General features: G+C 45.7%; 19 protein-coding genes. 16 read left to right on the top strand and 3 right to left on the bottom strand.

From position 1 onward, the window contains the following. Nucleotides 1-164 precede the first annotated feature (164 nt). Nucleotides 165-824: a site-2 protease family protein gene (locus ACEQ1T_RS04665; RefSeq protein WP_019380571.1), complete on the top strand. Its 660-nt coding sequence runs from the start codon at nucleotides 165-167 to the stop codon at nucleotides 822-824. Nucleotides 825-860: 36 nt separating this feature from the next. Further along, entirely contained in the window at nucleotides 861-1373 is a 513-nt protein-coding gene (locus ACEQ1T_RS04660; RefSeq protein ID WP_370221901.1) for a YwhD family protein, read from the top strand. A 219-nt stretch (nucleotides 1374-1592) separates the two neighbouring features. On the opposite strand, the gene ACEQ1T_RS04655 is transcribed toward ACEQ1T_RS04660, so the two are convergent. Next, entirely contained in the window at nucleotides 1593-3662 is a 2070-nt protein-coding gene (locus ACEQ1T_RS04655; protein WP_370221899.1) for a transglycosylase domain-containing protein, read from the bottom strand. Between the two features lie 416 nt (nucleotides 3663-4078). Between ACEQ1T_RS04655 and speE the strand changes: the two genes are divergently transcribed. The 7 genes from speE to ACEQ1T_RS04620 all read left to right on the top strand — a co-directional run bounded on the left by speE (nucleotide 4079) and on the right by ACEQ1T_RS04620 (nucleotide 10384). Beyond that, nucleotides 4079-4906, top strand: coding sequence for a spermidine synthase (speE, locus tag ACEQ1T_RS04650; protein ID WP_206840823.1), 828 nt, complete (start codon nucleotides 4079-4081; stop codon nucleotides 4904-4906). 60 nt (nucleotides 4907-4966) lie between these two features. Beyond that, complete coding sequence (gene speB / locus ACEQ1T_RS04645; RefSeq protein WP_206840821.1) at nucleotides 4967-5845, top strand: agmatinase; 879 nt, start codon at nucleotides 4967-4969, stop codon at nucleotides 5843-5845. A gap of 268 nt (nucleotides 5846-6113) precedes the next feature. After that, the gene (locus ACEQ1T_RS04640; protein WP_206840819.1) at nucleotides 6114-6566 is read left to right on the top strand and encodes a DUF1934 domain-containing protein; all 453 of its coding nucleotides are present in this window, start codon (nucleotides 6114-6116) and stop codon (nucleotides 6564-6566) included. Beyond that, entirely contained in the window at nucleotides 6553-8220 is a 1668-nt protein-coding gene (argS, locus tag ACEQ1T_RS04635) for an arginine--tRNA ligase (protein ID WP_370221898.1), read from the top strand. The genes ACEQ1T_RS04640 and argS overlap by 14 nt, the downstream gene beginning before the upstream one ends. 129 nt (nucleotides 8221-8349) lie before the next feature. Beyond that, nucleotides 8350-8529 (top strand): XapX domain-containing protein, encoded by a 180-nt coding sequence (locus tag ACEQ1T_RS04630; protein WP_009332314.1) that lies wholly within the window; start codon nucleotides 8350-8352, stop codon nucleotides 8527-8529. 379 nt (nucleotides 8530-8908) lie between these two features. Next, a complete protein-coding gene (locus tag ACEQ1T_RS04625) occupies nucleotides 8909-9811 on the top strand; it encodes a DMT family transporter (protein WP_370221897.1) in 903 nt (300 codons plus the stop codon). Nucleotides 9812-9835: 24 nt separating this feature from the next. Further along, nucleotides 9836-10384, top strand: coding sequence for a cysteine dioxygenase family protein (locus ACEQ1T_RS04620; RefSeq protein ID WP_370221896.1), 549 nt, complete (start codon nucleotides 9836-9838; stop codon nucleotides 10382-10384). Between the two features lie 348 nt (nucleotides 10385-10732). Here ACEQ1T_RS04620 and uvsE read toward each other — a convergent pair whose 3' ends face one another. Both uvsE and cls read right to left on the bottom strand, forming a co-directional pair. Further along, entirely contained in the window at nucleotides 10733-11689 is a 957-nt protein-coding gene (gene uvsE, locus ACEQ1T_RS04615) for a UV DNA damage repair endonuclease UvsE (protein WP_370221895.1), read from the bottom strand. Between the two features lie 30 nt (nucleotides 11690-11719). After that, entirely contained in the window at nucleotides 11720-12901 is a 1182-nt protein-coding gene (gene cls, locus ACEQ1T_RS04610) for a cardiolipin synthase (RefSeq protein ID WP_370221902.1), read from the bottom strand. Between the two features lie 278 nt (nucleotides 12902-13179). Between cls and ACEQ1T_RS04605 the strand changes: the two genes are divergently transcribed. The 7 genes from ACEQ1T_RS04605 to ACEQ1T_RS04575 all read left to right on the top strand — a co-directional run bounded on the left by ACEQ1T_RS04605 (nucleotide 13180) and on the right by ACEQ1T_RS04575 (nucleotide 20982). After that, nucleotides 13180-15291, top strand: a complete 2112-nt coding sequence (locus tag ACEQ1T_RS04605; protein WP_370221894.1) for a heterodisulfide reductase-related iron-sulfur binding cluster — start codon at nucleotides 13180-13182, stop codon at nucleotides 15289-15291. A gap of 326 nt (nucleotides 15292-15617) precedes the next feature. Then, nucleotides 15618-16805, top strand: coding sequence for an acetyl-CoA C-acetyltransferase (locus ACEQ1T_RS04600; RefSeq protein WP_370221893.1), 1188 nt, complete (start codon nucleotides 15618-15620; stop codon nucleotides 16803-16805). A 7-nt stretch (nucleotides 16806-16812) separates the two neighbouring features. Next, nucleotides 16813-17001, top strand: a complete 189-nt coding sequence (locus ACEQ1T_RS04595) for a hypothetical protein (protein WP_206840806.1) — start codon at nucleotides 16813-16815, stop codon at nucleotides 16999-17001. Nucleotides 17002-17078: 77 nt separating this feature from the next. Beyond that, a complete protein-coding gene (locus tag ACEQ1T_RS04590) occupies nucleotides 17079-17933 on the top strand; it encodes a 3-hydroxybutyryl-CoA dehydrogenase (protein ID WP_370221891.1) in 855 nt (284 codons plus the stop codon). A gap of 49 nt (nucleotides 17934-17982) precedes the next feature. After that, nucleotides 17983-19113 (top strand): acyl-CoA dehydrogenase, encoded by a 1131-nt coding sequence (locus ACEQ1T_RS04585; RefSeq protein ID WP_206840803.1) that lies wholly within the window; start codon nucleotides 17983-17985, stop codon nucleotides 19111-19113. Between the two features lie 53 nt (nucleotides 19114-19166). Next, complete coding sequence (locus ACEQ1T_RS04580; RefSeq protein ID WP_370221890.1) at nucleotides 19167-20306, top strand: acyl-CoA dehydrogenase; 1140 nt, start codon at nucleotides 19167-19169, stop codon at nucleotides 20304-20306. A gap of 31 nt (nucleotides 20307-20337) precedes the next feature. Beyond that, nucleotides 20338-20982: a TetR/AcrR family transcriptional regulator gene (locus ACEQ1T_RS04575; RefSeq protein WP_206840799.1), complete on the top strand. Its 645-nt coding sequence runs from the start codon at nucleotides 20338-20340 to the stop codon at nucleotides 20980-20982. Nucleotides 20983-21035 lie beyond the last annotated feature (53 nt).

The raw sequence follows: 21035 nt of genomic DNA, 5'->3' as shown, positions 1-21035 counted from the left end.
GAAAATGCCAAAAATTGTTCCAAATGCCAAAACTCCCTCTCCTGCCGGCTGAAAAGCCAGGCTTTATTTATACATACTTTTAGGTAAATAGCATCGGCTTTTCCTACATAGTATGTATAAATAAAGCCTGGCTTTTCAGCCGGCAGGAGAGGGAGTTTTGGCATTTGGAACAATTTTTGGCATTTTCTCTCAGGGAGATTCCCTATGTCGCGGTAACGTTGATGATCGCCTTTACGGTCCATGAATTTGCCCATGCTTATGTGGCTTATAAGTTTGGAGATCCCACAGCAAAAAATCAGGGCAGATTAACTCTAAATCCCATGCAGCATCTGGATCCGATTGGAACAATCCTGATTTTTATTGCCGGTTTTGGATGGGCCAGGCCAGTACCGGTCAACCGTTTCTTTTTCAAAAATCCGAAGCTTGCCGGGATATCTGTCTCAATTGCGGGACCGATATCCAATCTGGTGATGGCTGTCCTGGGCTTTTTTATCTGGTATGCCCTAGCCGGTACAGGACTCGCTGCTTCGTTTCCAGCGTTTGTGGCAGATTTCCTTAATATCTTTATTCAGCTGAATTTAGTGCTGTTTGTATTCAACCTGCTGCCGTTTCCGCCGCTTGATGGCTACAGAATTATTGAGGATCTGGCACCAGCCCATATTCGCCCGAAAATGACTCAGTTTGAGGCGTATGGGTCCGTTATTTTCCTTATCCTTGTCATTACACCGCTGGATCAATACACCATCCAGCCAATTTTTAACACCGTTTTGCCAGTGCTGGCGAGCGGCCTAAATGATTTTTTCTATGAAATATTTATGACATAATAATAAGAGCCTAATATTTGCTTAGGAGGACTTGAAATGGAAGAAAAAAAGAAAAAGAAGGTTGATTTTAATATAATCAAGAGCGACCCGACTGAAGGACATGGCGGATTTGGGGTCGGGACTCTGAGCCTTGATAATGTAACACCGGTTATTATTGATGTGGATGCCGGGGAGGCGTCAATTGAAGTGGGCGCCATGCATGCTCGCAGTCCTGTTGAAAAAGGCATCAAGTTTTTGAAAAGCAAAGAGGAAGTGCCAAATGGGAAGCCGTACTGGCTAATTTGGGTCACCATAGACCGCAAAGAGGGCGGCGCTTATTATGCAGGTGTTACAGCATGTGAGATGACAGTCGACAGAAAAATCCGCCGGGGCTACAAATCGCTGCCAGAGCATGTGAACCGCATGGATAAATCGATTAAAAGACACATCATTGTAGATCATATGGATGAGAAATCCAAAAAAGTGCTGGCAGATTTCCTGAAAAATCATGACGCAGGCATGTGGGAAAGATCGGCGGAACGGCTAAAAACAGATTTACAAGCCATTTAGAAAAAAAGTCTAATTTTGTGACGAAATTGTGACATTTTTTTGACGTGATTTTCTAACTACTTGTACAATTCCAATAAAAAAAGTAAACTATTTAACAGTGTGAAGGCACAATATAGCACTAGGACACGAAAAACCCCGGGATTCGGACCCCGGGGTTTTTCAATGTAAAAAGACAGGCACCTATACCATTTTTATTAGTGGTATAGGTGCCTGTCACCATTACGAAGCCCACCGAAACAGTTTCTTATACCAAGGTGTCTCGGGCTTCTTTTCAGGCTCCTCGATTTTCTTCTCATCTTTATGGCTCAAATGGTCTGTACAGTATTCCGCAGGTTCTGTGCCTTCTGCGAAATAGGTTAGGCGCTTGACCGGGCAGTTTTCCCCGGCAATTTTCCCGTTGGCTGGATCAATGTAGACGCCGACTGTATCTTTGGGCGCTTTGAATTCCTTGGCCGGCTTTCCTTTATGGGCTTCCTCCATAAACCGGATCCAAATATTTTTGGCATACGTTTTGTCAACTGTTTTTGTAATGACCTGGCCTTTGTCATAGCCGGTCCATACCGCAGTGACCAGCTGTGGTGTAAAGCCGGCCATCCAGCTGTCTGTTTCTGTTGAACCGGACTTGCCGGCGTACGGGCGTGTCATGTCGTTGATGACTGTGCTTCCCGTTACCTGGGCATAGCCGTTCAGCTTCCGGTCAAAAATACCTGTCATCATATGGGTCATAACGAAAGCAAGGTCAGGCTTCAGAACCTTCATCTGAAATGGCTCCTGCTCGTAGATAACTTCGCCTTTATGGTTCTCCACACGCTTAATCAGTACCGGCGAGACCTTTTTCCCTCCATTGGCGAACATGCTGTAGGCGTTCGCAAGCTCAATGACTCTCATACCGGATGTGCCGAGTGCAAGGGACGGTACCTTCGCCATTTTAGAGGTAATGCCAAATTTCTTGGCTGTATTGACAAGCGTCTCTTCTCCTAAAAATAAATGAGTCTTCACCGCATAGACATTGTCAGATAGAGCAAGGGCCTGGGCCATTGTGATTTCGTCATCCGCATACTTGCTGTTGAAGTTATGCGGTGTATAGTCCGGCGTACCGTCTTCAAACCGAAAAGTCGTCTGCTCGCTCCGGATTGGAGTGGAGGGGGTGAAGCCCTGCTCCAATGCCGCGTAATAGAGAAGCGGCTTTATCGTCGATCCGGGCTGCCTGACTGCCTGGACTGCCCGGTTAAATGGACTTTCCTCATAATCACGTCCGCCAACCATTGCTTTCACATACCCGTTTTTCGGATTCATGGCCACAACTCCGACCTGAATCTCCGAGTCTTTTGAAATAAGCTTATTTATTGTTTCTTCCGCGATTTCCTGTTCCTTCAGATTCAAAGTGGTATAAACCTTCAACCCGCCCAGTTCAATTGTGCGGTCATCCAGCTTCAGCTGTGTTTTAAGGGCATTGCGGACAGCGTCCTGAAAATACGGGGCTGTTTTCGATCGTGGATGCATGTGCTCACCAACCAGCTCAAGCTCTTCCGCCGCCGCGAGATCAGCTTCTTTTTGGCTGACAAGCCCGTTCTTCACCATCGTCTGCAGAATCACTTTCTGACGCTGATCTGCTTTTTCTGCTGATGCAAATGGCGAGTAGATGCCAGGACCCTTAGGGATGCCGGATAAAATCGAAGCCTCAGCCAATGACAGCTCACTTGCATCCTTCCCGAAATAGAACTGGCTTGCTGCCTGCGCGCCGTAAGCTCCATTGCCGTAATAAATCGTATTTAAATAGCCTTCGAGGATTTCCTTTTTCGTATAATTCATCTCCAGCCTAATGGTATAAAAAGCCTCAAGCAATTTCCGCTTCCAGGTTTTTTCATGTTCAAGGAACAGGTTGCGGGCATACTGCTGGCTGATGGTGCTGGCGCCCTGAACTTTGGCCATTGCCTTTATATCAGCGATGGCGGCACCTGCGATTCTTTTATAATCAAATCCATTGTGCTCGAAAAAATTCTTATCCTCTATCGAGACCGTCGCATCAATCAAATGCGGGCTGATGTCATCAAGTGGGGCCCAATAGCGTTTTTGGCCGTTGTGGCTTTCTCCGATAACCGTGCCATCATCCGAGAAAAATAAAGTCGATTGCGGAACGGCAAGCGGCGGAGGCCCTAAGATTTTGGCATATACGAGAATGCCTCCGATCATCACTGCGGCTATAGCCATTCCTATTAAGCTAATAATGAGAACCGCACGCAAATATTTCATCGTTTTCCGAAAACGCTGATCTGTCATTAATTCCATATCAAGCACCCCCTATTTATCTGTTTCAAACTTTTTTATAGTGAAAAGTTAATGCAGTGCCAAGTGACCGAAAAGATAAAAAACTGACCGATAAACTGTCCAAACTGACCGATAAACTAGAAGTCTGACCGATAAAGACTCCAAAGTGACCGATAAAATTAAAAGCTGACCGATAAATGCAGCGAATTATCCAAATAATTTCCTAATAAGTGCTCTATGTATTCAGTATTGAAAAAACAGGAGGATTTTAAACATCTTTCTCTACTAATTAGCGAAATTTTTCTTGCAATTTTGCTAGATTCATCTATACTTTTTCTGTGTTTGTTATTTGCATGTTAGGGAAGTATAAAAGATGAAAATGCTTTTTGCTGCTCTTTAGTGATAATTCATTTTTTTATGGAAGGAATGATTAAAGAATGGGACTTTGGTTTACAGAGAAACAAACGGAGAACTTTGGCATTACGATGAAGGTAAAGCGTACTTTACATACAGAACAGACAGAATTCCAGAAGCTTGATATGGTGGAAACAGAAGAGTGGGGCAATATGCTTCTTCTTGACGACATGGTTATGACTTCAGTCAAGGATGAGTTTGTTTACCATGAGATGGTTGCGCACATTCCTTTGTTCACGCATCCAAACCCTGAAAACGTTCTTGTTGTTGGCGGCGGTGACGGCGGTGTTATCCGTGAAGTCCTTAAGCACCCAAGCGTGAAAAAGGCGACTCTGGTGGATATCGACGGAAAGGTTATTGAGTACTCAAAAAAATTCCTTCCTGAGATTGCAGGCAAGCTCGATGACCCTCGCGTTGATGTGCAGGTGGGCGATGGCTTCATGCACATTGCCGAAAGCGAAAATGAATATGACGTAATCATGGTGGACTCAACTGAGCCGGTTGGACCTGCGGTAAATCTATTCACAAAAGGCTTCTATGCTGGAATCTCTAAAGCCTTAAAAGAAGACGGCATCTTTGTGGCCCAGTCTGACAACCCTTGGTTCAAAGCGGACCTTATCCGCAACGTACAGCGCGATGTGAAAGAAATTTTCCCAATCACTCGTCTCTACACTGCGAATATCCCTACTTACCCAAGCGGAATGTGGGCATTTACAATCGGATCTAAAAAATACGATCCATTAGAAGTAAGCGAAGATCGCTTCCATGAAATCGAAACAAAATACTATACGAAGGAATTGCATAAAGCGGCATTTGTATTGCCTAAATTTGTTGCAGACTTAGTGAAGTAATGGACAGGCTGCTTTCTAAAGCAGCCTTCTTGAATACATAAAAAGTGAGGGATGACCTTGGTGCGTTTTGATGAAGCCTATTCAGGCAATGTGTTTATTAAAAGCCATCCTAGTTATGAGGAAAGTGAAGCGGTCATTTATGGAATGCCGATGGATTGGACGGTCAGCTATCGTCCAGGCTCCCGTTTCGGCCCTGGCCGCATCAGGGAAGTTTCCATCGGGCTTGAAGAGTACAGCCCATACCTGGACCGTGAGCTTGAAGAGGTAAAATATTATGATGCCGGCGATATTCCGCTGCCATTCGGAAATCCCCAAAAAAGCATCGATATGATTGAGGAGTTTATCGATCAGCTTCTGGCGGAGGATAAATTCCCGCTTGGCATGGGCGGAGAACATTTGGTTTCCTGGCCTGTGATCAAAGCAATGTACAAAAAATATCCGGATTTAGCGATTATCCATATGGACGCCCATACGGATCTTCGTGTGGATTATGAAGGGGAGCCATTATCCCATTCAACGCCAATCCGCAAGGCAGCTGATTTAATTGGGCCTGGCAATGTCTATTCTTTTGGCATCCGTTCTGGCATGAAAGAAGAATTCCAGTGGGCGAAAGAAGTCGGCATGCACATTTCAAAATTCGAAGTGCACAAGCCATTGAAAGATATTCTTCCTAAGCTTGCAGGACGTCCGGTCTATGTAACAATTGATATTGATGTTCTTGACCCTGCCCACGCGCCGGGAACAGGCACAGTCGACGCAGGCGGCATCACATCAAGAGAGCTTCTTGCTTCTATTCATGAAATTGCCTATTCAGATGTTAAAGTCGTTGGAGCTGACCTTGTAGAGGTTGCGCCCATCTATGACCCATCTGAACAAACGGCCAATACAGCCAGCAAACTGATCCGGGAAATGATTCTTGGATGGGTGAATAAAAAATAAAAGTGAAACTTTAATCAGTTGGGGAGTTTTTTATCCCCAACTGATTGTTAGTTGATCCAATCGTGCCTTTACGGGCAGTAGGCCCCCATTCATTCTTCTGAGTCTTGAATGGGGGCCTGCTGCTCGGTAGACTGCGATAAACGGGGACCTCGGTCTCCGTTTTTTTATTTGATAAAATTCGGGCGGTGCCTGCCACCCGCTCCTTGCACTTTCCCCATCAAGTATTTATACTTATATAGTTATATATGATGAAAAGGATGTGTTGCCGTTGTCCAGTCGCTCAGCGGAACAAATGCCTGTGAAGATTAATGTGAAGACAGATATTCGCAGCGGAGGCAGCAAAGAGACTTTTGAATTGACTGCTTTTGGCCGATACTATAGAAAAGATTCTGCCCGGTTCCTTCAGTATGATGAAATGATGGAAGAGGGAACAGTAAAGACGATCATAAAAATGTCCGATGCAGACGGACTGATTTTACGAAGCGGCGCCGTGAAAATGAGGCTCCCTTTCAGAATGAATAAAAAGCTCCGCGGCAGCTACGAGACGCCATACGGAGTGTTTGAGATGGGCACAGTGACCAAGCGGATGGTCCATCAATATGATGAAGAATCCGGCGAAGGTTCGATTGATATTTTATACGATTTGAAAATGCAGGGATCCCAGGCAGGTACATACCATTTGGCGATTACGTTTGAGGAGGAGAACAATGAACATAGTTGAGCAGGTGCAAGGCAAATTAAAGCAGGAAATAAAGGATGCGGTTGTTAAGGCTGGCTTGGCAGCGAAAGAGCAGATTCCGGATGTAATTCTGGAAATCCCGAAGGAAAAGGCGCATGGAGACTATTCCACGAATATGGCGATGCAATTAGCGCGTGTGGCTAAAAAAGCGCCAAGAATGATTGCAGAGGAGCTTATCGCTCATTTTGACAGCTCAAAGGCTTCCATTGAAAAAATTGAAATCGCCGGGCCTGGCTTTATCAATTTTTACATGAATAATTCTTATTTAACTGACCTGATTCCGGCCGTTCTGGAAGCAGGGGATCAGTACGGAGAAACAACGGTTGGAAACAGCCAGAAGATCCAGGTGGAGTTTGTTTCAGCTAACCCGACAGGGGACTTGCATCTTGGACATGCCCGCGGCGCAGCTGTCGGCGACTCCTTATGCAACATTTTAGATAAAGCCGGCTATGATGTTTCCCGTGAGTACTATATCAATGATGCCGGAAACCAGATTAACAATCTGGCTCTATCGGTTGAAGCGCGGTATTTCCAGGCTCTTGGCCTTGAAAAAGAAATGCCGGCTGACGGCTACCATGGCGAAGACATCATCGGCATCGGCAAAAAGCTGGCTGACGAGTACGGCGATAAGTATGTAAATGCGGATGAAAAAGAGCGTTTTGACTTTTTCCGTGAATACGGCCTGAAATATGAAATGGCGAAGCTGAAGCAGGATCTTGAAGACTTCCGCGTGCCATTTGATGTATGGTATTCTGAAACATCCCTTTATCATAATGGCAAAATCGGCACAGCCCTGCAGGCATTAAAGGATAACGGCCACATTTACGAAGATGAGGGTGCAACCTGGTTCCGCTCAACTGCTTTCGGTGATGATAAAGACCGTGTTCTGATTAAAAATGACGGTTCTTACACATATCTGACTCCAGATATCGCTTACCATAAAGACAAGCTTGAAAGAGGCTTTGAAAAGCTGATCAACATTTGGGGCGCTGATCACCATGGCTACATCCCGCGCATGAAAGCAGCCATCCAGGCGCTTGGCTATGACCGTGAGGCGCTCGAAGTCGAAATCATCCAGCTTGTACACTTGTACAAAAACGGCGAAAAAATGAAGATGAGCAAACGTACCGGCAAAGCGGTAACGATGCGTGACCTTGTGGAAGAAGTAGGACTGGATGCAACACGCTATTTCTTCGCGATGAGAAGCGCAGATACGCATCTTGATTTTGACCTTGATTTGGCTGTATCACAATCAAACGAAAACCCCGTTTACTATGCCCAGTACGCACACGCGCGTATTTCCAGCATCCTGCGCCAGGGTGAAGAGCAGGGCATGTCTGCCGAAGCTGCAGATTACTCCCTGATTCAGGCGGAAAAGGAAATCGACGTTCTGAAGAAAATCGGCGAATTCCCGCAGGCTGTCGGCGAAGCTGCGCAAAAGCGCATGCCGCACAGAATCACGAACTATATTTATGAACTGGCTTCTACTTTCCACAGCTTCTATAATGCTGAAAAAGTACTGGATGCGGAAAATCCGGAAAGAACCAAAGCCCGCCTGGCATTAATCAAAGCGGTTCAGACTACTTTGAAAAACGCTCTGAAATTAATCGGTGTATCTGCTCCAGAAAAAATGTAAAACGCAAGGCTGGCACTTATTGGTGCCGGCTTTTTTCATGTTTTAGACGAAAAAGGGGAAGCTAAAGGCATATGTTTAAAGGGTGTAGTTAAACTGGTAAAACATAGTAAGCCACTATAGGAGGATCTCATGAAAATCGTTCTTTTATCCATACTTACAGGATTTCTTGTCGGATTTGTCTTTGCTTTCATGAAGCTGCCGATTCCCGCTCCGCCAGCTTTGCCTGGCATAATGGGGATTGTCGGCATTTACCTCGGGTTTAAAGCATATGAAGTGGTTCTGCCCTGGCTGCAGGGGATATTGAGATAGATTGGAAAAGGGTGTCCACATTATTTGGGGGCATTCTTTTTTCTAAATGTGAACTTTACAAATAAATCCTGAATTTAGCAAATAAACCTTGGAAACCAGCAAACAAATCAGGAAAAATGCAAATAAACCTTGGAAACCTGCAAGCAAATCAGGAAAAATGCAAACAAACCCGGTAAATCAGCAAACAAATCGGAAAACCAGGCAGCAAACCAAAAAGTAACGGGCAAATCCTCAGAAAATTAGTCAGCCAATCCGGAAAATCAGCAAAAAAATAATAAATTTGGCATACAATCCGCAAGTAAATCAAACTAAACTCCGCATTTTACATCGGGACGAGCATATCATGGTAGAAACCCTTCCGGAAAGGACATGCTCGCCCATGAAGCCACAATTTGCAGCCTCTCTTTATGCAACCATTTCTATCAGTTTTTGGGGAGTCTCTTTTGTCTCCACCAAAGCTGTTTTGGATAAGCTGGACCCTTATACATTAATCATGCTCCGGTTTGCCATCGGGGCAGCTTTTCTGCTCCTTGTGCTTCTCTTAAAAAAATATCCGCTCCACATCCCGCTCAGATATATTCCCCATTTAATTGTTCTCGGTGTACTCGGCGTTTTCATCCATCAGGTCATCCAGGTAACATCTCTAAAGACAATAGACGCCTCATCTGCGGGGTGGATCATTTCTTTTTCACCTGTTTTTACCGTGCTTCTCTCCATGATCTTCCTTCATGAAAAATTGACATTCCTAAAGGCACTGGGCATTATAACTGCGATTTCCGGAGTGCTCATGGTAACAGGAGCAAGAAGCGGACAGACGCTTGGATTTGCTTTAAATATAGGGTATTTTCTCATGATCCTAAGTACACTGAATTGGGCCATATACTCGATTTTGGTGAAGAAGCTGCAAATTAAGCTTCCTTCACTTGTGGTCACTTTTTATATGAGTTTGCTTGGATGTGTGTTGACCATTCCCTTTTTAATGAGAGATAGAGGGTGGGAGAAGTTTCATCTTTTATCCGATTCTGAATGGGTTCATATATTGTTTCTGGGCATATTTGTGTCGGGGGTTGGCTACTGGTACTGGTCCAGGGCACTTGAGGTTTTGGAAGCTTCCAAAGTATCAATGTTTATCTATATGGAGCCGCTGTTTACCTTTATTGCGGCCATTCTATTGCTTCGTGAAAAAATTTCCTTCATAAGCATAATGGGCGGAATCATAATTATTATAGGAGTGATCATGGTGAATGGTCAGCTGAAATATTTTTCATGGAGGAAACGATAATCCACATAAAGGGGGAGTCGTTTAGTGGCCTTGAAGGAACGGTTTAAAAAGAGTTTGAATTCATTGAAATCACCTTCTGCAGAAGAACTTAGAAAGGCTTTGGCATCACTTGATATCAAACTTGAGGATTTACTTCCCCACTTGCAGCCGGCAGATGGAAAACCCTATTACCGCAAGCTGCTATATCAAAATAATGAAGTGGAGCTGCTCGTCATGAACTGGTCGGATCTCGAATGCGCCCCTCATGATCATGGTAATTCAAAGGGGTGGATTCAAGTAGTAAATGGAGATTCGGAAAACACCGTTTTTGAAGTGAAGAAAGGCGTCCCATTTGAGCTTTTTGCAGAGATAATGTCCAAAGGATCCTTCTTTTTTGCTCCCAAAAAAGGGGTGCATAAAATGAAGAGTGCAGGCAGGGAGAACCTTGTCACACTGCACCTTTATTCACCGCCAATTACGGGGATGAAGGTCTATGACCTAGAGAAATGCGCTGCCTGTGTAGTCTCTGAAGACTGTGGGGCCTGGTGGCCGGAGGAACAGAGACAGAAGGTGAAGGAGATTCAGTTAAGATAAAAGGGCGTTCCGCCATGGAACGCCTTCCATTACGAATGACAAACTTCGGAATTAGATAACTGTCTAGCTGCGGCGCCTACCCCCTCGAGGTCACAAGCCTGTCTAGTTGCGGCTCCTAGGGACTCGAGACATAAGTCGATCCCTTCCAGAAGGAAAGAACACCTTCTGGAAGGGCACGTCTTATGCTTGTCGTCCCTGGGCAGTCGCCTCCACATTTCTTACAATCCTCCCAAAAAGGCAAAGAACGCCTTTCCGTGAGGCTCGTCTTGTGGGGGTCATGCAGACGTTGCCACAGGACGTGGCGTTCTTAGTCTGCGTTCCTTCGTGAGCAAGGCGCCTCCGCTTTTCTTATTTCCATTCTACCTCCGCCCCGCCAATCCTTTTCACCCCGCGGATGCTGCTGATATCCTCTGTCAGCTTAAGAGCAGCCTTATCTTTTGCTTTAGCTTCAATCATGAAATCGATATCCCGATTAAAGGTTTTCAGGAGATCGAGAAGCGGTCTGATAAAATCAATGTCAACATAGTCGGCATGGGACCGGAAGGCTTTTTCCGATTTGGACGAGGAGATGTGGATTTTCGGCTTGAGTCCTGTTTTTTCCCATGTCTGAAAAATCTCTGGGAGAAGCTCATCCAGGGGGCGGGTGCCGAGATTCGCCATATGGTGGTGATAATCGAACACAAGGGGGATGTTTTCTTTCTGGCAGGCCAGGAGAGTTTCATCCGCGTTATAGGTTTTGTCATCATTCTCGAGTGTCATTTGCTCTTTAATATGAGACGGCAGCATTTGGAGATTTTTATGGAAACGGCGGATGGTCGTGAGCTTGTCCCCGTAAGCCCCGCCAATATGAATATTAATGATGCTTTCGTTTTCAACGCCCATGGCCGCGAACATCCGGTAATGGTATTCCATATCTTTGACTGCATTTCGGGTCACATCCTCGCGCGGAGATGTGAACAGGGTGAACTGATTGGGATGAAAGCTGACGCGGAGCCCATGTTTCTTAATTAATTCACCGATTTCCAGCCATTTATCCTTAAAGGGTGTGACAAAATCCCATAAAACCTCCGGGTGTGTGGCCAGGGGCACGATTGAGCTTGAAAGCCGATATAGCTGGATTTCATGGGCGATATTAAAATAAAGCATTCTTAACGTACTTTGCAGATTCACCGCTGTGACGGCCTTCAGCTTGTCGAGCCTTTCTTCCTCAGGCATTTGCTGATAGCGCGTAAACGTTAACGTTCTCGCAGGAGATGCCTCCCACAAGCTGATGGCATGGGAAACATATCCCAGTCTGATTTTCACTTTGCAGCACCTTCTTTATGCTGGTATCCACTACAGAAAGCCTGCCACAGACCGGGCAAGCATTTCCTTGAAAGTCCGTAAAGGATCCAGCCGGTTTAATTCTTTTAGCGTCAATCTCTTTGCATTTAGTATGTCTTTGTCTACAACAGCTTGGATCTGCTTAATGAACTCTTTGTCATAAATAAAGCAATTGATTTCATAATTTAAGAACAGGCTCCGCTTATCAAAATTGGCTGTTCCGACATCACTGATTTCATTATCGATAATAATCGCCTTTGCATGGTAAAAGCCCTTTTTGTACTCATACACGTAAGCACCTTGTTTAATCAAGGTCCTTAAGTAAAGATAAGAGGCCTCTTTTACAAGAATATGATCCGTGATGCACGGGACGAGTATTTTTACTGTAACGCCGCGTTCCAAGGCATGAATTAAGTCCTGAAAAAGCCTTTTGCCCGGAATAAAATAGGGGGTCCCAATCGTAATGCTCTTTTTCGCATTGCGTATTAAAGAGGAGAAGCTTTCTTCTAAAAAAGCCCCTTTATAAGACGCAAACTGATGGCGGTATTCTCCTGCATGCAGCTCAGGAAAATAGATGCTGTTTGCGAGCAGGTCAGTCTTCGCTGCTTTATACCAATCAATCAGGAACTCTCTTTGCAGATCCTGTACCCCTTCACCGTGGAATTTCAAATGATAGTCACGCCAGGGGCTCAGCTTTTTGTCCTGATTGATGTATTCTTTGCCGATATTGAAGCCGCCGCTGTAACCGACCTTTCCGTCAATAACGGTAATTTTCCGGTGGTTCCTGGCCTGAAAAGAATAGAAGAGAAAAGGCAGCTTTGGCACATGGGCGAACGAAAACTTAATGCCGCTGCTTTTTAGATCCTTAACAGTCTTTCTTTTAACAGGAAAGCTTCCGGCCCAATCAAGCAAAAGACGGACTTCCACTCCTTCTTTTGCTTTACCCTTTAAAATAGTTAAAAACTCCTTGCTGATTTTATCATCCTTCACAATATAAAATAAAATATGGATATGCTTTTGGGCCTTCTTAAGCTCGGAGAATAAATCATCAAACAAAGCAGGCCCGTCTGCAAACAATTCCATATCAGACTGCCTGATGGGCAGGGTGGTCCGCTCAAGCTTTTTCATATGGCTTTTCCGGCCCAGTGTAAAATCAATATAGAGCCACAAGAAGATGACGAGTAAAACGACCATAATGATATTCCAGACAGTCAATGCAATCTTCCTCTCGACAGGATTTTCCTGTTAGTATTTCCTGCAGAGATTTTTCTATCATGGAATCTTCCCAAAAGGGGAGGACTTTTCACCTTTAAAAAGAATTTAATAAATGTAAATAATAAAAATTTTTCGAACAAGTTTAACGAAAAATGGTTGACTGAATGCTCATTCATAATATAATGGAAGTAAGATTAAATTCAGAAAATTATATTGTTTTTAAAATTTTCTAAGATGAAGAAAGGAGCACCATGCCTATGAACGGTTTATTATGGATCAACTTAATTGCATTTCTTCTTGTAACCGCTTACGCTATTAGCCTGTTTGTCTATGTTGTGAAGACACGGATTGAATATATCAAGCTTGGCAAAAAGGTGGAGTTTGACGGCAAGGTGAAAGAACGCCTTGAGAAGATCTTGGTCAACGTATTTGGCCAGAAAAAGCTGTTAAAGGATAAGAAAAGCGGTATCATCCACGTGATGTTTTTCTACGGCTTCATTCTTGTCCAATTTGGAGCAATCGATTTTATTATCAAGGGAATTAAGCCAGGTGCGCATTTGCCGCTGGGCCCGTTATATCCTGGCTTCACCTTTTTCCAGGAAATTGTGACCCTTATGATCCTTGTTGCGGTAATCTGGGCTTTCTACCGCCGCTATGTGGAAAAGCTTGTCCGCTTAAAACGCGGATTCAAATCAGGTCTCGTACTTATTTTTATCGGAGGGCTCATGCTTTCCGTACTGCTTGGCAATGGAATGGGCATGATTTGGCATGGCCATGAAGGAACCTGGACAGAGCCGGTTGCTTCCATGATTGCCGGTGCATTCTCATGGATGGGTGAAACGGCTTCAATTGTTGTGTTTTACATCTCATGGTGGATTCACTTAGTATTCCTGCTCGCTTTCCTTGTGTACGTGCCGCAATCCAAGCACGCTCACTTAATCGCCGGACCGGCCAACGTATATTTCAACCGTCTGGATAATCCGGGGAAATTAAAAGCAATCGACTTTGAAGATGAATCACAGGAAAGCTTTGGTGTCGGAAAGATTGAAGATTTTACACAGCATCAGATGATCGATTTCTATGCATGTGTGGAATGCGGACGCTGTACCAATATGTGTCCGGCAACCGGCACGGGAAAAATGCTTTCGCCAATGGATTTAATCCTGAAATTGCGTGACCATTTAACCAATCACGGTGCTGTTGTCACCTCGAAGCAGCCCTGGGTGCCGACATTCGCGTTTTCAAATACGAAAGGCAATCAGCTTGCCCTTGCAGCTGCCGGCCAGGGTGCAGAAGAAGCAGCTGCGGGCCTTGCATACAGCCCAAGCCTGATCGGGGAAGTCATCACAGAAGAAGAAATCTGGGCTTGTACGACTTGCCGCAACTGTGAAGACCAATGCCCGGTTATGAATGAACATGTGGATAAAATCATTGACCTCCGCCGCTACCTTGTTTTAACTGAGGGTAAAATGGATGCTGATGCACAGCGTGCCATGACCAATATCGAGCGCCAGGGCAATCCTTGGGGACTGAACCGCAAGGAGCGCGAAGACTGGAGAGAAGCACGCGAAGATGTTCATGTGCCGACAGTGAAGGAAATGAAAAAGGCAGGAGAAGAGTTTGAATACCTATTCTGGGTTGGCTCCATGGGATCTTACGATAACCGCAGCCAAAAGATCGCTCTTTCCTTTGCGAAACTCATGAATGAAGCAGGCGTTAAGTTCGCTATCCTCGGAAACAAGGAAAAGAACTCTGGTGATACACCAAGACGCCTTGGAAACGAGTTCTTATTCCAGGAGCTTGCTACAAAGAATATTGAAGAGTTTGAGAAAAATGAAGTGAAGAAGATCGTAACGATTGACCCTCATGCCTACAACATTTTCAAAAATGAGTATCCGGATTTCGGATTAGAGGCAGAGGTTTATCATCATACTGAAGTGCTTGCCCAGCTTGTAGAAGAAGGCAAGCTGAAGCCGCAATATGCTGTAGAAGAAACGATCACATTCCATGATTCCTGTTATCTTGGACGCTACAACGAGGTGTACGATCCTCCGCGTGAAATCCTTAAGAGCATTCCGGGCGTTAAGCTTGTGGAAATGGAAAGAAACCGCGAAACCGGCATGTGCTGTGGAGCGGGCGGCGGCTTGATGTGGATGGAAGAGGAAACAGGACACCGCATCAACGTCTCACGCACCGAGCAGGCACTTGCAGTGAATCCATCCGTGATCAGCTCCGGATGTCCATACTGCCTAACGATGCTGTCAGATGGCACGAAAGCAAAAGAAGTGGAAGAACAGGTTCATACGTACGATGTTGCCGAAATTCTCGAAAAGTCTGTTATAGGTGAAAGCCAGAACTTAGCATCCTAACATATTGAAAGTGGAAATTGAAGCACTGAAGCAAATTTCAGCTAAAGCATTTTGACGAAAAATGTTTTTACCAGAATTTTGTGTAAAGTGTTTCAATTTCTGCTATTTTTCTAGTAAAATAGAAAATAATAAAGCGCTTACAATTCTGATGGGAGACTGAAGATCGGGTAAATCCCTTTGTTTCGAGGTCTTTTCGAGCGAGCGTTCAGTCAACTAAAGCACCTTCACAAACATTTAACTTCAGCCAGAACAGCTTAAGAGACCCAATTTTTTTCTAATCAATTTTTCGAACATTTTAAATTAATAGTACAAAGGAGCGATTCTTTATGGGGAAAACCGTAATTCTTAGCGGAGTAAGAACACCTTTTGGAAAATTTGCCGGAGCGCTTAGCAGCTTTACAGCTTCTGACCTTGGCGGATTTGCAGTAAAAGAAGCACTGAACCGTGCCGGCGTCAATCCAGAGGATGTAGATGAAGTGATTCTCGGAACCGTTCTCCAGGGAGGTCAGGGCCAGATTCCTTCACGCCAGGCTGCGCAAAAGGCCGGCTTGCCGTGGGAAGTGAAAACGGAAACGATCAATAAAGTTTGTGCATCCGGTATGCGAAGTGTCACTTTAGGAGATCAGATCATCCGGGCGGGTGACGAGGAAGTCATCGTGGCCGGCGGCATGGAGTCCATGAGCAATGCGCCATACATTTTACCGAAAGCGCGCTGGGGCCTGCGCATGGGTGATTCCACTGTTAAAGACTTAATGGTTCATGACGGTTTGAGCTGCAGCTTTACAGGCGTCCATATGGGCACGTATGGAAACTCGACAGCTAAAGCGTTTGAAATCAGCCGAGAAGAGCAGGACAACTGGGCGCTAAGAAGCCATGAACGTGCCATTGCAGCAATGGAATCCGGCAAATTGGCAGAGGAAATCGTGCCTGTGGAAGTGCCGCAGCGAAAGGGTGACCCAGTCGTTGTCTCCAAGGATGAGTCTCCGCGCAAAGATACTTCCCTGGAAAAGCTTGCTAAGCTGGGGTCAGTTTTTAACTCCGATGGAACGATCACTGCCGGGAATGCGCCTGGCGTTAACGACGGAGCAGCAGCATTAGTATTGATGAGCGAAGAGCGTGCGGAACGCGAAGGCAAAAAGCCGGAAGCTTATATTCTAGGCCATACAGCGCTTGCAGTGGAAGCCAAGGATTTCCCGCAAACTCCTGGCCTTGTCATTAATGCTCTTTTGAAAAAGACAGGAAAAACCCTGGAAGAAATTGATCTATTTGAAATTAACGAAGCATTTGCGGCTGTTGCTTTAACAAGCGGAAAAATTGCCGGCCTTGATGAAGAAAAAGTGAATGTAAACGGAGGTGCCGTTGCTCTGGGCCACCCAATCGGTGCAAGCGGAGCGAGAATCATTCTAACTCTGATGCATGAACTGAAGCGCCAAGGAGGCGGAATCGGCATTGCGGCCATCTGCAGCGGAGGCGGCCAGGGCGATGCGGTGATGATTGAGGTTCCGAAGCAGTAATCTGTTTTTGGGACGGCGGGTGCAGCCGGAAAAGCATCGTTTTACCGGCCGAGAGATAGATGCAACTAATCACTTATCGGCCGGAATTAGGATTTTTACGGCCAAAATAATCAATTTAACGGCCAAACGGATAAATCGCAGGACTGAACAGACATTTACCGGCCAAATCAGCAGAAATACCGGCCAAACTGAATAACGATAGAGGCAGCTGATCATCTATTCGGACCAAATTAACAATTTACCGGCCAAAGCCCAAGAACGGAGGATACAAAAATGAATGTAAAAAACATTATGGTAATCGGTGCTGGACAAATGGGTTCAGGAATCGCTCAGGTTTGTGCGCAGGCAGGCTACAGCGTCATCTTAAACGACCTAAAGCCAGATTTTGTTGAACGCGGCCTTAGCGTGATTAAAAATAATCTTTCCCGCCAGGTGGAAAAAGAGCGCATGACAGCGGAAGAGATGGAAACAGTGCTTAAAAATGTAACCGCTTCAACCGATCTGCAGGATGCAAAAAAAGTTGAGCTCGTTATCGAAGCAGCCGTTGAAAACATGGAAATCAAAACAAAAATCTTCAGCCAGCTGGATGAAATTGCACCAGAGCATACAATCCTGGCGAGCAATACATCGTCTCTTCCTATCACAGAAATCGCAGCTGCGACAAAACGGCCGGAAAAAGTCATCGGCATGCATTTTATGAACCCGGTGCCAGTGATGAAGCTAGTAGAAATCATCCGTGGCCTTGCGACAGCAGACGAAGTGTATCAAACAATTGAAGGCATCACAAAGACGCTTAAAAAAGTGCCTGTAGAAGTGAATGACTTTCCTGGATTCGTATCCAACCGCATCCTGATGCCGATGATCAATGAAGCAATCTTCACGCTTTATGAAGGGGTTGCGTCAAAAGAGGCAATTGATGAAGTGATGAAGCTTGGCATGAACCATCCAATGGGACCGCTGACTTTGGCTGACTTCATTGGCCTGGACACGTGCCTGTATATTATGGAAACCCTGCATGAGGGCTTTGGCGATGATAAATACCGTCCGTGCCCGCTGTTAAGAAAATATGTAAAAGCCGGCTGGCTTGGCAAGAAGACAGGCAGAGGCTTCTACGTTTACGAAAAATAATCACAGGAGCCGGCTAAAATAGAGCCAGGCAGCATCGGAGGGTATACAAATGAACCTGAGATTTACAGAAGAACAGGAAATGATGAGAAAAATGGTGCGTGATTTTGCGCAGACGGAGATTGCCCCTTTTGTAGAAAAAATGGAGCAGGGCGATTTTCCAAGGGAGATTCTCCGCAAAATGGGCGGGCTTGGCCTGATGGGAATTCCGATTCCTGAAAAATACGGCGGATCCGAAATGGATTTTACTTCTTACATTATCGCCATCCATGAACTGTCCCGCATAAGTGCGACAGTTGGCGTTATTTTATCCGTCCACACATCAGTAGGAACAAACCCAATCCTTTACTTTGGTACGGAAGAGCAGAAGCAGAAATATATTCCGAAGCTTGCTTCAGGCGAGTATCTCGGAGCTTTTTGCCTTACTGAACCGAGCGCAGGCTCAGATGCGGGAAGCCTGAAATCCCGTGCGGTAAAAGATGGAGACCATTATGTCATCAATGGCTCAAAAGTGTTTATTACGAATGCCGGTGAAGCAGATGTATATATTGTATTTGCATCCACAAATCCGGAGCTTGGCAGCAAAGGCATCTCCGCCTTTATTGTAGAGAAAGATACGCCAGGCCTTGTATTTGGAAAAGATGAGCACAAAATGGGATTGCACGGCTCAAGAACGCTGCAGCTGACATTTGAAGATATGCGGGTTCCGGCTGAAAATCTCCTCGGTAATGAAGGAGAGGGCTTCAAGATTGCGATGGCTAATCTGGATGCTGGACGAATCGGGATTGCTTCACAGGCACTTGGAATCGCAGAAGCGGCCTTTGAAGCAGCCGCAAGCTATGCAAAGGAACGTGTACAGTTCGGCAAACCAATCGCCGCTCAGCAAGGCGTCGGATTTAAGCTGGCAGACATGGCAACAGGCGTTGAAGCTGCAAAACTATTAATCTATCGCGCAGCAGACATGCGCCAGCGCGGCATCAAGTGCGGACTTGAAGCCTCTATGGCAAAGCTGTTTGCATCCAAAACGGCAGTGGACGTAACAACAGAAGCCATCCAGGTATTCGGCGGCTACGGCTACACAGAAGACTACCCGGTTGAGCGCTACTTCCGTGATGCTAAAATTACCGAAATCTATGAAGGCACAAGCGAAATTCAGCGGATTGTCATCAGCAAACAGCTGTAAAGCAGCCTTTTTATAAAAAAATCAACGAATCCATATAAAGAGAGGGACCAACAATGAATTTCCAATTGAGTGAAGAGCATGAAATGATCAGAAAAATGGTGCGCGATTTTGCCAGGAATGAAGTGGCGCCGACTGCTGCTGAGCGCGATGAAGAAGAGCGCTTTGACAGAGAGATTTTCGACAAAATGGCGGAGCTTGGCTTAACAGGGATTCCGTGGCCTGAAGAGTACGGCGGAATCGGCAGTGATTACCTGGCTTATTGCATCGCAGTTGAAGAGCTATCCAGAGTATGTGCCTCTACAGGTGTAACTCTTTCTGCACATACTTCCCTTGCAGGCTGGCCGATCTTCAAGTTCGGAAACGAAGAGCAAAAGCAAAAGTACTTAAAGCCGATGGCACAAGGTGAAAAAATCGGCGCATACGGACTTACTGAGCCGGGCAGCGGTTCTGATGCCGGCGGAATGAGATCGACAGCACGTCTCGAAGGCGATCATTACGTCTTAAACGGCAGCAAAATCTTCATCACAAACGGCGGAATTGCAGATATCTATGTCGTGTTTGCCCTGACAGATCCTTCCTCCAAGCATAAAGGAACAACAGCCTTTATCGTAGAAGCCGGCTTTGAAGGCTTTTCTGTCGGCAAGAAGGAAAAGAAATTGGGTATCCGTTCCTCACCTACAACTGAAATCATTTTCGAAGAGTGCAAGGTTCCGGTTGAGAACGTGCTGGGCAATGTAGGGGAAGGCTTCAAAATTGCCATGATGACACTTGACGGCGGCCGGAACGGCATCGCTGCCCAGGCTGTCGGAATTGCCCAGGGCGCACTGGATGCCTCGGTTGAATATGCAAAAGAGCGCCAGCAGTTCGGCAAGCCGATCGCTGCCCAGCAGGGAATCGGATTTAAGCTGGCAGACATGGCCACAAGCATTGAAGCTTCAAGACTATTAACGTACCAGGCTGCATGGCTGGAATCAGAAGGACTTCCATACGGAAAAGAATCCGCCATGTCCAAACTCCTTGCCGGTGACACAGCCATGAAAGTAACAACTGATGCCGTTCAAATCTTTGGCGGCTACGGATATACAAAGGATTATCCGGTAGAGCGCTTCATGCGCGACGCCAAAATTACGCAAATCTACGAAGGCACACAGGAAATCCAGCGTCTTGTAATCTCTCGTATGGTAACAAAATAATATGTCTTACTGGGGGAGGCGGTAGATAACAATGAAAAAACGGGAAGTGCAGGCTTCTGTTAAAGATGAGCGTCTTGTCAAAAAAAGACGTGATCAGATGATTAAAGGTGCCGTCACCCTTTTTATCCAAAAAGGGTTCCATCGTACAACAACTAGAGAGATCGCAAAGGCATCTGGTTTTAGCATTGGAACGCTGTATGAATACATCCGGACGAAGGAAGACGTCCTATATCTGGTTTGTGACAGCATATATGACCAGGTCGCCGAGCGGCTTCAAAAAGGTCTTGATACGAAGCAGGGCACGCTTGATAGCCTAAAGCAGGGCATCGCAGACTATTTCAAAGTGGTCGATGAAATGCAGGATGAAGTGCTCGTCATGTACCAGGAAGTAAAGGCGCTGACAAAGGACGCGCTTCCATATGTTCTGAAAAAAGAAATTGAAATGGTCGGCATGTTCGAGCATGTCATTACACTTTGCGTCGAGAACGGGGAACTGGAGCTGCCGGAGGAGAAAATCAAAATGATCGCCCATAACATCTTTGTCCAGGGGCAAATGTGGGCATTCCGCCGCTGGTCGCTGCAGAAAATGTACAGCATCGATGAATATATCCAGCTGCAGACCAATCTCCTTTTTCAAGGAATAAAGGATCCGGGCAGAGTTTCGGAAAACGCTTAATAATAGCGCGCAGGCATCAGCAGCACTAGTGTCTGCGCTTACGGACAAGGGGG

The organism is Cytobacillus sp. (assembly GCF_964223445.1).
Classification (GTDB): Bacteria; Bacillota; Bacilli; order Bacillales; family Cytobacillaceae; genus Cytobacillus.
The sequence above is the reverse complement of the archived record's forward strand: the minus strand, read 5'-3'. Positions and strand labels throughout refer to the sequence as shown.

What these genes read in the sequence shown, in the direction of transcription:
- ACEQ1T_RS04660 (WP_370221901.1), top strand. Translation starts at nt 861, where the DNA reads ATGGAAGAAAAAAAGAAAAAGAAGGTTGATTTTAATATAATCAAGAGC.
- ACEQ1T_RS04655 (WP_370221899.1), bottom strand. Translation starts at nt 3,662, where the DNA reads ATGGAATTAATGACAGATCAGCGTTTTCGGAAAACGATGAAATATTTG.
- speE (WP_206840823.1), top strand. Translation starts at nt 4,079, where the DNA reads ATGGGACTTTGGTTTACAGAGAAACAAACGGAGAACTTTGGCATTACG.
- argS (WP_370221898.1), top strand. Translation starts at nt 6,553, where the DNA reads ATGAACATAGTTGAGCAGGTGCAAGGCAAATTAAAGCAGGAAATAAAG.
- ACEQ1T_RS04630 (WP_009332314.1), top strand. Translation starts at nt 8,350, where the DNA reads ATGAAAATCGTTCTTTTATCCATACTTACAGGATTTCTTGTCGGATTT.
- ACEQ1T_RS04625 (WP_370221897.1), top strand. Translation starts at nt 8,909, where the DNA reads ATGAAGCCACAATTTGCAGCCTCTCTTTATGCAACCATTTCTATCAGT.
- cls (WP_370221902.1), bottom strand. Translation starts at nt 12,901, where the DNA reads ATGGTCGTTTTACTCGTCATCTTCTTGTGGCTCTATATTGATTTTACA.
- ACEQ1T_RS04605 (WP_370221894.1), top strand. Translation starts at nt 13,180, where the DNA reads ATGAACGGTTTATTATGGATCAACTTAATTGCATTTCTTCTTGTAACC.
- ACEQ1T_RS04600 (WP_370221893.1), top strand. Translation starts at nt 15,618, where the DNA reads ATGGGGAAAACCGTAATTCTTAGCGGAGTAAGAACACCTTTTGGAAAA.
- ACEQ1T_RS04590 (WP_370221891.1), top strand. Translation starts at nt 17,079, where the DNA reads ATGAATGTAAAAAACATTATGGTAATCGGTGCTGGACAAATGGGTTCA.
- ACEQ1T_RS04585 (WP_206840803.1), top strand. Translation starts at nt 17,983, where the DNA reads ATGAACCTGAGATTTACAGAAGAACAGGAAATGATGAGAAAAATGGTG.
- ACEQ1T_RS04580 (WP_370221890.1), top strand. Translation starts at nt 19,167, where the DNA reads ATGAATTTCCAATTGAGTGAAGAGCATGAAATGATCAGAAAAATGGTG.
- ACEQ1T_RS04575 (WP_206840799.1), top strand. Translation starts at nt 20,338, where the DNA reads ATGAAAAAACGGGAAGTGCAGGCTTCTGTTAAAGATGAGCGTCTTGTC.